Source organism: Marinimicrobium alkaliphilum (assembly GCF_003259155.1).
GTDB classification, from domain to species: domain Bacteria; phylum Pseudomonadota; class Gammaproteobacteria; order Pseudomonadales; family Cellvibrionaceae; genus Marinimicrobium_A; species Marinimicrobium_A alkaliphilum.
Window position 1 is genome coordinate 70,501 of record NZ_QGMQ01000012.1, and the last position, 10,473, is coordinate 80,973.

The window sequence follows — 10,473 nt, forward strand, 5'->3', positions numbered from 1 at the left end:
CGTCGGTTAGCGGCGACGGGACTGAGACCCGTGCAGCAATGGCAACTGATCGGTTACCATTTTGACGTCACCGCAGAGCGGAAACGGAAAAAGGCTGGCGAGCTTTACGCTCACCAGCCTGTCGTCCTGTAACTGACGTTACGGACTTGTGCGGACTCAACGCGAGCTTACTTCAGCTCTACGCTAGCACCGGCTTCTTCCAGCTTAGCTTTAGCTGCTTCGGCGTCGTCTTTAGACAGACCTTCTTTAACAGCTGCCGGTGCGCTTTCCACCAGGCCTTTGGCTTCTTTCAAGCCCAGACCAGTGATTTCGCGAACGGCTTTAATGGCGTTAACTTTCTTGTCGCCTGCTGAAGTCAGAATAACGTCAAACTCGGTTTGCTCTTCAGCGGCACCACCAGCGTCACCACCGGCAGGGCCAGCAACAACGGCAGCAGCAGCGCTAACACCGAATTTTTCTTCCATTGCAGAAACCAGTTCTACAACATCTTTTACTGACATCTCAGCAATCGCGTTGATGATATCTTCTTGGCTCAGAGACATGTCTCAATTCCTGAATTGTTGGAGCTATATGCTCGTTTAAACGGTATAAGGCAGCCGACTTGCTTAGGCTGCCTGCTCTTCTTTCTGATCGCGAACGGCCGCAAGGGTACGTACCAATTTTCCAGCAGCTGCTTCTTTCATCACGCTCAACAGTTTGGCAATAGCTTCGTCGTAAGTCGGCAGTGTAGCCAACATGCTAACGTCCACTATTTCACCTTCGAAGGCTGCGACTTTAAGCTCGAGCTTGTCGTTTCCCTTGCTGAACTCCTTCAGGATGCGCGCGCCGGCGCCCGGGTGTTCAGTAGAGAAAGCAATCAAGGTCGGGCCTACGAAGCTGTCTACCAGACATTCGTAGTCGGTGCCTTCAACTGCGCGACGAGCCAGGGTATTGCGGACCACTTTGATCCAAACACCTTCGGCACGCGCTTGTTTGCGCAGTTCTGTCATTTTGCTCACAGTTACGCCGCGAGAATCTGCGACAACGGCTGAGAGCGCGCTCTTGGCAGCTTCCTGGACTTCAGCGACAATCGCTTTTTTGCCTTCAAGTCCTAATGCCACGGGATTACTCCTGTGTATGACAACCGCAGTTGTCGTTAACAGATTGCTTCGGCGGCGAACCGCCGAAACCTTTATTCGGTGATTTCCCCGCTAGTGCGAGGATGGGTCACCGTCTGCGTAGGCTTCGCAAGCAAACTTAAGAGCTTTAAACCGCGAACGGTCTCAGGCTCACCTACGGTCTTTGACAGCCTGCGCTAAGCACAGACCCCAAAGCCTTGCCTGTCCGGTTTACATAACCAGAGAGGACTGATCAATTGTCAAACCTGGGCCCATTGTGGTGCTCAGGGAGACTTTCTTGAAATAAATACCTTTCGAGCTGGCCGGCTTGGATTTCTTCAGGTCGGCAACCAGTGCTTCAAGGTTTTCCTTGAGCGCGTTGACGTCGAAAGAAACCTTACCGATGCCGCCATGAATGATCCCGCCTTTGTCAGCGCGATAACGCACCTGACCGGCCTTGGCATTCTTAACAGCAGTAGCAACATCCGGAGTAACGGTGCCGGTTTTCGGGTTCGGCATCAAACCGCGCGGACCCAGGATCTGCCCCAGCTGACCAACCACACGCATAGCGTCCGGGCTGGCAACAACCACGTCAAAGTCCATCTGTCCGGCTTTTACTTGCTCGGCCAGATCTTCCATCCCCACCAGGTCGGCGCCGGCAGCTTTGGCTGCATCAGCGTTGGCGCCCTGAGCGAATACTGCAACGCGCACATCTTTACCGTTGCCGTGCGGCAAGGTAGTGGCACCACGAACCGCCTGGTCAGATTTACGCGGATCAACACCCAGGTTGATGGAAACGTCAACTGTTTCTGCAAACTTCACGTTCGACAGCTCTTTCAGCAGCGCGACAGCCTCGTCGATGCTGTACTGTTTGGTCGCGTCGATTTTTTCGTTGATAGCGCGCTGGCGCTTGGTCAATTTAGCCATGTTACACGCCCTCCACTTCTAGGCCCATTGCACGGGCAGAGCCGGCGATTGTACGTACTGCAGCGTCCATATCTGCCGCGGTAAGGTCGGGCATTTTGACAGTTGCAATTTCTTCGAGCTGAGCGCGATTAACTTTGCCCACTTTCTCGGTGTTCGGACGACCACTGCCGCTTTTAATGCCCGCTGCTTTCTTCAGCAGGAAGGCGACCGGCGGGGTCTTCATGATGAACGTAAAGCTGCGGTCGCTGTACACGGTGATAACCACCGGTACCGGCGCACCCGGCTCAAGGTTCTGGGTCTGGGCGTTAAACGCTTTACAGAACTCCATAATGTTAACGCCGTGCTGACCCAGGGCCGGACCTACCGGCGGGCTCGGGTTAGCTTTACCGGCTGCAACTTGCAGCTTGATATAAGCATCAATTTTCTTAGCCATGATTACTCCCCTTAGTTGGGTGTTAACGCCTCGAGGCTGTTTGGCAAACAACCTGTCTCAGGCTCCCCCGCCCCGGCATTTAAGCACCGGAGACACGAAAACCCCTCTTCGCATAGAGCGAACAGGGGCAATAAAATAGGCGCTGTCTTTGCTTAAGTCTTTTCGACCTGACCAAATTCCAGCTCAACCGGTGTAGACCGGCCAAAGATCAGCACTGCGACGCGCAGGCGGCTCTTTTCGTAATTGACCTCTTCAACAACCCCATTAAAGTCATTGAAAGGCCCGTCAGTAACACGCACCATTTCGCCCGGCTCGAACACGGTTTTGGGCTTGGGCCGCTCAACCGAGTCATCGACACGCTGCAAAATGGCGTCTGCTTCTTTTTCAGTAATCGGTGCCGGGCGATCTGCCTTGCCGCCGATAAAGCCCATGACACGCGGGGTATCTTTCACCAAATGCCACGTATCGTCGTTAAGCTCCATTTGCACCAGAACATAACCGGGAAAAAATTTGCGCTCGCTCTTGCGCTTTTGACCGCCGCGCATCTCTACGACCTCTTCGGTCGGAACCAACACTTCGCCAAACTGATCCTGCATCTCGTGCAGATCAATCCGCTCTTTGAGTGCCGCAGCAACTTTCTTCTCGTAGCCTGAGTAGGCGTGTACAACGTACCAACGCTTTGCCATGGAGCAGTTACCCGATAATCAAGGAAGCGACCCACCCAAACAGGGCGTCGAGCATCCAAAGAATGATGGCGGTAATAAAGACCACCACAACAACGATCAACGTTGTCTGATTGGTCTCCTGGCGCGAGGGCCAGACCACCTTGCGCACTTCAACAAAGGCGCCGCGAATCAGGTGCCAGGCACCCGCACCTTTGGCGGTTTGGTAGGCAACCAGACCCGCTACCGCGGCAACGCCCAACAACGCAAATACCCGGTACAACAGGGGTTCCGCGGAATAGTGCGAATTACCCACAACGCCGGCGATAATCAGACCAACCACCAAGAGCCATTTCAGGGCATCCAGACGGTATTCTTTTTGCTCGACTTTTGTGTTCATACGCTAATGAGGACCTTTGCTGACTCTTTGGCTGAGCGCTTATAGTGGCAGGCCAGGAGGGACTCGAACCCCCAACTTTCGGTTTTGGAGACCGACGCTCTACCAATTGAACTACTGGCCTGTAACAAGGATTGGGCGGTCGCGCCGAGGCACGCCGCCCGAATACGACAATTTAGTCGATGATTTTGGCTACAACGCCGGCGCCTACAGTACGACCGCCTTCGCGGACCGCAAAGCGCAGACCTTCTTCCATCGCCACCGGGTGAATCAGAGTAACGCTCATTTGAACGTTGTCGCCCGGCATAACCATCTCAACGCCTTCCGGCAGCTCACACGCACCGGTAACGTCGGTGGTGCGGAAGTAGAACTGCGGACGGTAACCTTTGAAGAACGGGGTATGACGACCACCTTCGTCCTTGGACAGCACGTAAACTTCGGCTTCGAACTTGGCGTGCGGCTTCACAGAACCCGGCTTGGCCAGTACCTGACCACGCTCAACCTCATCACGCTTGGTGCCACGCAACAGAACACCGACGTTCTCACCCGCACGACCTTCGTCGAGCAGCTTACGGAACATCTCAACACCGGTACAGGTGGTTTTGGTGGTGTCTTTCAGACCAACGATCTCGATCTCTTCACCAACCTTGATCACACCACGCTCAACACGACCGGTCACAACAGTACCGCGACCAGAGATGGAGAACACGTCTTCTACCGGCATCAGGAACGGCTGATCAACGGCACGCTCGGGCTCCGGAATGTATTCGTCCAGGGTTTCGACCAGCTTCTTGACAGCGGTGGTACCCAGCTCGTTGTCGTCTTCACCGTTCAGCGCCATCAGGGCAGAGCCCGCGATGATCGGGGTGTCGTCGCCCGGGAAGTCGTAGGTGTCAAGCAGCTCACGCAGCTCCATTTCGACCAGCTCAAGCATTTCGTTGTATTCGTCAGTGCCTACGCCGCCGCAATCTTCAGCCAGCAGGTCAGCTTTGTTCAGGAACACAACGATTTTCGGTACACCCACCTGACGGGACAGCAGGATGTGCTCGCGGGTTTGCGGCATCGGACCATCGGTCGCGCCACACACCAGGATAGCACCGTCCATCTGGGCAGCACCGGTAATCATGTTTTTAACGTAGTCAGCGTGACCCGGGCAATCGACGTGCGCGTAGTGGCGATCGGGTGACTCATACTCTACGTGAGAGGTGGCGATGGTGATACCACGCTCACGCTCTTCCGGAGCATTGTCGATACCGTCGAAGGCAACGGCTGCGCCGCCCCATACTTCCGCACAAACACGTGTCAGTGCAGCAGTCAGCGTCGTTTTGCCATGGTCAACGTGACCGATGGTGCCCACGTTGACGTGGGGCTTTTTCCGTTCAAACTTTTCCTTCGCCATTGTGAGCGCCTCCTCGAGCGGTACAAGTTAAACAATTAACAGACAAAAACAGCTGCGAGGGATGACCCTCGCAGCAATTTAGTGGAGCTCATGAGCAGATTTGAACTGCTGACCTCACCCTTACCAAGGGTGTGCTCTACCAACTGAGCTACATGAGCGCAAAACGTTTGCAACCAGACTTCCTTGCCGGCACATCAACTGGAGCGGGTAGCGGGAATCGAACCCGCACCATCAGCTTGGAAGGCTGAGGTTCTACCATTGAACTATACCCGCGTATAACTCGCCTTAAACCCGCTTCCTGGCGCGAGACCCTGGTCTCGCGCGACCTCTTCGAGGTCAAATATGGTGCAGGGGGGTGGATTCGAACCACCGAAGCTTGCGCGTCAGATTTACAGTCTGATCCCTTTGGCCACTCGGGAACCCCTGCGAGAACGGCCGGTATTGTCCGGTCCGAGCCGCCCGCTGTCAACTGAATTCTTTAAGAAATTCACGATGTTACAGCAAAAAGCGAAGAAGATGGAGCTGGCGAGAGGAGTCGAACCCCCGACCGGCTGATTACAAGTCAGCTGCTCTACCAACTGAGCTACGCCAGCCCACTTCAGCCACACCTTGATAATGTGGAGGCGGGATTCTAGTGAAAGTTTTACTCGGAAGCAACACCTGGACACAAATTTTCTCGGCGCTCGACGTCACCGGTACGCTCCAGCAATGTCTCCCAGCGGCTTGGGGCGAGCGAACGAGCCTCCCGCCGAGGCATCAACACCCAGGTTTCACGCAATGTGCGATCCACGGTCCGGAGTTGCGCATCGTACCCGAGATCACTGAGTTCGGTCCGGCGGGCCTCGGCGCTGACCTCGCTGACAAACATCCCCAGAGAGATACCATTGGCCAGCTCGCCTCGCGGAATAACATAGCTGTCGATGCCCTTGGCCTGCAATTCGTACAGGCGCCGCAACGCCGCCTGCTGGGAGACCTCGGGAGGCAAATAGACCCAGTAACCCTGACCATCACTGACCTCCAGCTCCTGCACCCAGGCGCCAACCTCAAGTGAGCTCAACCGGCCCACCAAGCCATCGGCCGGCTCAGTGCCAGCAAAAGGCCCAACCATCACGCAGTAGCGTGGCGGCGTCGGCGTCGGCGCGGCCTGATTCTGCCCCAGCGTGGATTGACGCGATTCCGAGCCCAACAGCTCGAGGGATTGACCTTCCAGTTCGGGAGGCGCCTCATCGAGGCTTGGAGCAGGATGCCACCAAAACCACTGCAGGGCGAAGGCGACCAGATTGACCCCCACCAAGGTTATTAAAATTGCTCGCATTACGTGTTTCCTTTTAGGGCGCCGCGTCGGGCAACGCCAAGATCAGACCATCGAGAACCAATTCAGGGCACCGCAAGGCCTCCGGCAGATGCCGCGCCAACACATCGGCATCACCACCGGTCAGCACACAGCCCGGCGAGACACCGGTGATATTCACGGTCTGACGACTGACCCGCTCGATCAACCCCAGCGCGGCCTGCAGGAGAGCGGAATGTACACAACCTGCGGTATCGCGCCCGGGTGTCAACGGCACCTCGGACCACGAAGGCGCCAGCACTCTGACAGCCTCAGTGCCCTGCCAAAGACTGGTACGCATTCGCTCCAGACCAGGCGCAATATACCCACCCCGGTGGGTACCGTCCGCCGACAACAAATCCAGGGTCAGTGCGCTGCCGGCGTCAATCACGAGCAGCTCCCCGGCATATTGGGCGCGTGCCGCGAGTAGTGCCAACCAGCGGTCAACACCCAGCGCGCCCGGCTCCGCGTAGGCCACCTCAACACCCGCCCAGGGGGTGCGAACCTCGGCAAACTCCAGAGTCAGGCCCCAATCGTGACGAACTTTCTGCGCCACGGCCTCGGCGACCGCCGAGCGACCAACCGCGGCGAGCAGGACCCGCTGAATGGGCATTTGAGCGCAGTGACTGACCTCGGCAAACACCGCTGCCGCCACCTCTTCCGGAGATTCCGAAACGGTGAACGCGCCACCGGCGACGCGTTCGCCTTCGAGAACCAGTCGCCACTTGAGACGACTATTGCCCAGATCCAGTTCCAACCTCATTTGGCGAGCCTCAGGGAAATTTCCCCACCATAAAAACTGTGACGTTCGCCATCCACATTCAATACCAGGGCGCCACCGGCGTCGACCCCACAGGCCATCCCGCTGACGGCCTGGGTCGGCGTACGCAAGGTCACTTCTTGGCCGGCAAAGGCATCCAGAGCGTGCCAGCGCTCCCGGTAGACACCAAAACCCTCTACCTGGAACGCTGCCAACCTTGGCAGCAGGCGATTGAGAATGGCGCCGGCCAGCGCCGAACGGTGGAGATGCGGCTCGATATGGTGCAAATCCGCCCAAGGCTGATCGATACCCTTCGCAGCCGTTTCCGGCATGCCCATGTTGAGCCCAAGACCGACCACTACCCGGCAGCTGCCCGCAGGGTCCCCGGCCATTTCCAGGAGAATCCCTCCAAGCTTTCGTCCCTGCCAGTAGATGTCGTTGGGCCACTTAAGCTGTGTCCCGAGCACGCCAACATCTTCCAGCGCCTCCGCCACCGTGACCCCCACGGCGAGGCTCAGGCCCTCGAGCGCTTGAGCCCCGCCCTCATAGTCCCACACGACCGACAAATAGATGTTGCGACCAAACGGGCTCACCCAGTCGCGTCCCCGGCGTCCTCGGCCCGCACTCTGCCGCTCCGCCAAACAGACAAAGCCTGCTGCAGGCGCCGGAACGCGCTCGAGCGCATAGCGGTTAGTCGAGTCAACCACCGCAAGCAACGCCAGCTCCGAGCACAGCGCGCGCGCCTTTTCGTCCATGGCCGCTTCGATGCCGTCGCGCTCAAGCAGATCCAAGCCGCCGCTCAGACAATAGCCCCGGCCCTTAACAGACACGACCTCCACGCCCCAGTCGCCGAGCTTCTGCAACTGCTTCCAGACCGCCGTGCGACTGACACCCAGCAGCTGCCCCAACTCTTGACCTGAATGCAGTTCGCCGTCGGACAGCAACGTCAGGACGCGGCGCAGGCGCGGCTCCAGGGAGTGTTCGGTTTGGTCCATTATTGCTCTCCCAAATAGCGACGGCGGTAGCGAGGCCCAAGGCTCGTCAATACATCGTAGCCCGGCCCACCGGTACGCGCCGTCATGACATCGACATTGAGGTCATCGTTAAGCACCGTCAGGTAATCACCATCCGCGACAATCGCCTCCGGAGGTACGGCCGAGATATCGAAAATAGTGGTATCCATGGACATCCGCCCAATAGCTTGGACCGGATAGCCTGCATAAATGCCCTGCCCCACCAGACCGATGGTTCTGTGCAAGCCATCGGCATAGCCTCCGGCTACGACCGCAAGCCGCGCTGGCGGCTTCACCTCCGCCAATGCTCCATAGCCGACACTGGCTGGCGCGCGCACCTCCCGTACCTGCAACACAGGCAGCCTCAGCGACACTACAGGCTTGAAGGGGTTGGCGGCACCCACCTGGGGCGCAAAGCCATAGAGCCCCGCCCCGGGACGCACCAGGTCGCCATGCCAAGGCTCACCCAGGAAGATACCGGAAGAATTCGCGAGCGACCGGCGGGCCTCGGGGAAACAGACCCTGAAACGCTGGCAGGCTTGTTCAAAGCGCACGCGCTGCTGCTCATTCAGCGGGTGCTCAGGCTCCTCAGCACAGGCCAGGTGGCTCATGAGGAAATGCGGCTGTGCAGGTGCGAGGCACTCGGGCTCCCTGCATAACTGGTCAAATTCCGCGCCACTCAAGCCCATGCGCGTCATGCCGGTATCGACTTTGACCCAACATCCCCCCGTCCGCTGATGGGCCCGACAGACACCGGCCCAGTGCTCGATCTGTACCCGCGAATAAAGTACCGGTGTAATACCATCGTATAGACAGGCAACCGCATTCTCGCCGGAGACACCGCCCAGTAAAATGACGTCCGCATCCGCAGGCAACCAGCCGCGCCCTTTGTGAGCCTCATCAAAGGTCGCGAAAAAGAACCGTCGGCAGCCCTCCCGATAGAGCCGGAGTCCGACCGGCTCGGCACCCAATCCATATGCGTTGGCCTTGATTACGGCGCCGATTTCTACCCCGTCATTCAAGCGGGCCCCGATCACCCCCCAGTTGTGCGCGAGGGCGTTCAGATCAACGGTGAGAACGCCGGTTTTCGGCGCCCCTGTGTGTGCAGTCATAAGCGAGCCATTAGGTCCTTGGTGACGGCATATAAGCAAACTTGTTCCACAAAATCCAGTCCATCTTTGCCGGGGGGACGTAAGTCACAGGTACAGGGCGTGAAGAGTCACCGGCACTGAACTAGGCTAAGGGAGTGCCCTCTTTTCTCTACCCTATTATTTTTAGCGAGGAGATAGCGATGAAAGCCACCCTATTCACTGTCAAACCGGTCGTACTGGCCCTCCTGCTCGCCTGCGGTCCAGCCGCTGCCAGCACGGCGAGTGCGCCTATGGTCATCGATCCGAATATCCGTACAGAGTATGAAACTGCCGCACTCACCCGACTTGCCGGCGACATCAGGCACCCTTGGGCACTGGCTTTTGTCGGAAGCGACAAATGGCTTGTCAGTGCGCGGGAAGAAGGGCTTTTTATTGTAGAAAACGGCATCACCCACGCGGTATCGGGAGGCCCGGCGTTCTACGCGACCAATCAGGGCGGCATGCTCGACCTGGTCACCCACCCGAATTTTGCCGAGAACGGCTACATTTACCTGAGTTATTCCAAGGGCGATAGCGACGCCAGCACAGTCGCGCTGGCCAGAGCTAGGCTCGAAGGTCAGCGCCTGGTCGACCTGGAGACGATTTTCGAATCCAATACCTACACGGAGCCCGGTCGTCACTACGGTGCCAAAATCGCGTTTCTCAACGATGGTACGCTGCTGATGAGCATCGGCGACCGCGGCGCCGAACCCAAGCGGGCGCAGGACACTCAAGACCACTCGGGCAGCATTGTGCGACTCAACGACGACGGCTCAACCCCCGAGGATAACCCGTTCGTCGGACGAGAGGGCTACGCCCCAGAGATCTATTCCTACGGTCACCGCAATATTCAGGGAATCATACAACACCCCGAGACCGGTGATATCTGGGTGACAGAGCACGGTCCACGCGGGGGAGATGAACTCAACCGTATTGAACCCGGCGAAAACTACGGCTGGCCGATTGTCACGCTCGGGCGCGACTACGGCACAGAAGGCCCCTTCCCCGATGCCGAAAGCCGTCGGCACCCGGATATGACAAGTCCCGTATTTGAGTTTCTACCCACCCTTGCACCCTCTGGACTTGCCGTCCTTGAGGGCGATCAGTTCGGGCATTGGCAGGGCAATCTGCTCGCCGGAGGTTTAAGTGCCGAGCGCATTTTGCGTATCGTTCTCGAGGATCGTGAGGTCATTCATATCGAAGAGCTGCTGTTGGGCGAAATTGGACGCATTCGGGAGGTCAGACAGGGACCGGATGGCCATGTCTATATACTCAGCGATGAGGAGGACGGCGGCCTGTATCGCTTGTCGCCCGCGGAGTAGGTA

12 protein-coding genes and 5 tRNA genes are annotated in these 10,473 nt (G+C 57.9%); 1 reads left to right on the forward strand and 16 read right to left on the reverse strand.

What is annotated here, in order from left to right:
* Window positions 1–167: 167 nt before the first annotated feature.
* The 16 genes from rplL to alr form a co-directional block, all read right to left on the reverse strand.
* The gene (rplL, locus tag DKW72_RS15905; RefSeq protein ID WP_111643381.1) at window positions 168–542 is read right to left on the reverse strand and encodes a 50S ribosomal protein L7/L12; all 375 of its coding nucleotides are present in this window, start codon (window positions 540–542) and stop codon (window positions 168–170) included.
* Between the two features lie 63 nt (window positions 543–605).
* Entirely contained in the window at window positions 606–1,100 is a 495-nt protein-coding gene (gene rplJ / locus DKW72_RS15910; RefSeq protein WP_111643382.1) for a 50S ribosomal protein L10, read from the reverse strand.
* A 228-nt stretch (window positions 1,101–1,328) separates the two neighbouring features.
* Entirely contained in the window at window positions 1,329–2,024 is a 696-nt protein-coding gene (gene rplA, locus DKW72_RS15915) for a 50S ribosomal protein L1 (protein WP_111643383.1), read from the reverse strand.
* Between the two features lies 1 nt (window position 2,025).
* Window positions 2,026–2,457 (reverse strand): 50S ribosomal protein L11, encoded by a 432-nt coding sequence (rplK, locus tag DKW72_RS15920; RefSeq protein WP_111643384.1) that lies wholly within the window; start codon window positions 2,455–2,457, stop codon window positions 2,026–2,028.
* A gap of 152 nt (window positions 2,458–2,609) precedes the next feature.
* Window positions 2,610–3,143 carry a transcription termination/antitermination protein NusG gene (gene nusG / locus DKW72_RS15925; RefSeq protein WP_111643385.1) on the reverse strand — a complete coding sequence of 178 codons (534 nt, stop codon included), beginning with the start codon at window positions 3,141–3,143 and terminating at the stop codon, window positions 2,610–2,612.
* Between the two features lie 7 nt (window positions 3,144–3,150).
* Window positions 3,151–3,519: a preprotein translocase subunit SecE gene (gene secE, locus DKW72_RS15930; RefSeq protein ID WP_111643386.1), complete on the reverse strand. Its 369-nt coding sequence runs from the start codon at window positions 3,517–3,519 to the stop codon at window positions 3,151–3,153.
* 45 nt (window positions 3,520–3,564) lie between these two features.
* Window positions 3,565–3,640 (reverse strand) — tRNA-Trp (locus DKW72_RS15935).
* Window positions 3,641–3,691: 51 nt separating this feature from the next.
* A complete protein-coding gene (gene tuf, locus DKW72_RS15940; RefSeq protein ID WP_111643376.1) occupies window positions 3,692–4,915 on the reverse strand; it encodes an elongation factor Tu in 1,224 nt (407 codons plus the stop codon).
* An 82-nt stretch (window positions 4,916–4,997) separates the two neighbouring features.
* Window positions 4,998–5,073, reverse strand: a tRNA-Thr gene (locus tag DKW72_RS15945).
* A 41-nt stretch (window positions 5,074–5,114) separates the two neighbouring features.
* Window positions 5,115–5,188, reverse strand: a tRNA-Gly gene (locus tag DKW72_RS15950).
* 70 nt (window positions 5,189–5,258) lie between these two features.
* Window positions 5,259–5,342: transfer RNA gene (locus DKW72_RS15955), tRNA-Tyr, on the reverse strand.
* A 90-nt stretch (window positions 5,343–5,432) separates the two neighbouring features.
* A tRNA-Thr gene (locus tag DKW72_RS15960) sits at window positions 5,433–5,508 on the reverse strand.
* Window positions 5,509–5,558: 50 nt separating this feature from the next.
* The gene (locus DKW72_RS15965; RefSeq protein ID WP_111643387.1) at window positions 5,559–6,230 is read right to left on the reverse strand and encodes an SPOR domain-containing protein; all 672 of its coding nucleotides are present in this window, start codon (window positions 6,228–6,230) and stop codon (window positions 5,559–5,561) included.
* 13 nt (window positions 6,231–6,243) lie between these two features.
* Window positions 6,244–7,008 (reverse strand): type III pantothenate kinase, encoded by a 765-nt coding sequence (locus DKW72_RS15970; protein WP_111643388.1) that lies wholly within the window; start codon window positions 7,006–7,008, stop codon window positions 6,244–6,246.
* Window positions 7,005–8,000, reverse strand: a complete 996-nt coding sequence (birA, locus tag DKW72_RS15975; RefSeq protein ID WP_111643389.1) for a bifunctional biotin--[acetyl-CoA-carboxylase] ligase/biotin operon repressor BirA — start codon at window positions 7,998–8,000, stop codon at window positions 7,005–7,007. The genes DKW72_RS15970 and birA overlap by 4 nt, the downstream gene beginning before the upstream one ends.
* Window positions 8,000–9,130 carry an alanine racemase gene (alr, locus tag DKW72_RS15980; RefSeq protein ID WP_111643390.1) on the reverse strand — a complete coding sequence of 377 codons (1,131 nt, stop codon included), beginning with the start codon at window positions 9,128–9,130 and terminating at the stop codon, window positions 8,000–8,002. Before alr ends, birA begins: the two co-directional genes overlap by 1 nt.
* Window positions 9,131–9,309: 179 nt before the next feature.
* Between alr and DKW72_RS15985 the strand changes: the two genes are divergently transcribed.
* Entirely contained in the window at window positions 9,310–10,470 is a 1,161-nt protein-coding gene (locus DKW72_RS15985; RefSeq protein WP_111643391.1) for a PQQ-dependent sugar dehydrogenase, read from the forward strand.
* Window positions 10,471–10,473 lie beyond the last annotated feature (3 nt).

Coding starts and splice junctions, on each gene's coding strand:
- rplL (WP_111643381.1), bottom strand. CDS start 542: ATGTCTCTGAGCCAAGAAGATATCATCAACGCGATTGCTGAGATGTCA.
- rplA (WP_111643383.1), bottom strand. CDS start 2,024: ATGGCTAAATTGACCAAGCGCCAGCGCGCTATCAACGAAAAAATCGAC.
- rplK (WP_111643384.1), bottom strand. CDS start 2,457: ATGGCTAAGAAAATTGATGCTTATATCAAGCTGCAAGTTGCAGCCGGT.
- nusG (WP_111643385.1), bottom strand. CDS start 3,143: ATGGCAAAGCGTTGGTACGTTGTACACGCCTACTCAGGCTACGAGAAG.
- secE (WP_111643386.1), bottom strand. CDS start 3,519: ATGAACACAAAAGTCGAGCAAAAAGAATACCGTCTGGATGCCCTGAAA.
- tuf (WP_111643376.1), bottom strand. CDS start 4,915: ATGGCGAAGGAAAAGTTTGAACGGAAAAAGCCCCACGTCAACGTGGGC.
- DKW72_RS15965 (WP_111643387.1), bottom strand. CDS start 6,230: ATGCGAGCAATTTTAATAACCTTGGTGGGGGTCAATCTGGTCGCCTTC.
- DKW72_RS15970 (WP_111643388.1), bottom strand. CDS start 7,008: ATGAGGTTGGAACTGGATCTGGGCAATAGTCGTCTCAAGTGGCGACTG.
- birA (WP_111643389.1), bottom strand. CDS start 8,000: ATGGACCAAACCGAACACTCCCTGGAGCCGCGCCTGCGCCGCGTCCTG.
- alr (WP_111643390.1), bottom strand. CDS start 9,130: ATGACTGCACACACAGGGGCGCCGAAAACCGGCGTTCTCACCGTTGAT.
- DKW72_RS15985 (WP_111643391.1), top strand. CDS start 9,310: ATGAAAGCCACCCTATTCACTGTCAAACCGGTCGTACTGGCCCTCCTG.